Annotated in this window: 2 protein-coding genes; both read left to right on the forward strand. The window is 62.6% G+C overall.

The genetic code is table 11. The features are described 5' to 3' along the window. On the forward strand, nucleotides 1-291 hold a 291-nt coding region (locus tag D1614_RS28445; protein ID WP_206610183.1), incomplete at its 5' end, for a hypothetical protein. Between the two features lie 64 nt (nucleotides 292-355). Further along, a partial coding sequence (locus D1614_RS28450) for an ATP-binding cassette domain-containing protein (RefSeq protein WP_119440516.1) occupies nucleotides 356-586 on the forward strand: 231 nt, incomplete at its 3' end.

Here is a 586-nt window from a genome sequence, read left to right on the forward strand (position 1 = left end):
ATGACCAACGCCATGGTGCGCGCGCTCAAGTGGTTGCAGAAGGCGGGCCCCTCTGACATCGTCAAGACGGTGCCGGAAGCCTATCTGCTGGGCGATCGTGCACTGTATCTGGCAGCGTGGGAAAAGGTGCGGGAGGCCATCTCTCCGGATGGGACGATGCCGGCCGACGGCCCTGCCACGGCATTGCGCACGCTGTCGGAATTTGATGCGGAAGTGAAGGGCAAGCAGATCAAGCTCGACCAGACCTTCACCAATGCCTTCGTGCAGAAGGCCAACGCCAAGTACAAGTAGTTTCCACAGGCTTTCAGCAACGCGCCCGGTTCCGCCCGGGCGCATTGCTTTTGGACCGCAGACCATGCCACATCCCGCGCTTTCGTTCGATCAGATCACCTGCACGTTCATCTCGCCCGATACGCCGGGCCAGCGCTACACCGCTGTGCAAAACACCTCGCTGGAAGTACAGGCCGGCGAGTTCGTTTCCGTGGTGGGCCCGACCGGCTGCGGCAAATCTACGTTGCTGAATCTGGCGGCGGGCCTGCTGCAGCCGTCTTCCGGGCAGGTGCGGGTGTTTGGCGAGCCGCTGCTC

The sequence above is a fragment of the Maribellus luteus genome, assembly GCF_003576475.1.
Taxonomy (GTDB): domain Bacteria; phylum Bacteroidota; class Bacteroidia; order Bacteroidales; family Prolixibacteraceae; genus Draconibacterium; species Draconibacterium luteum.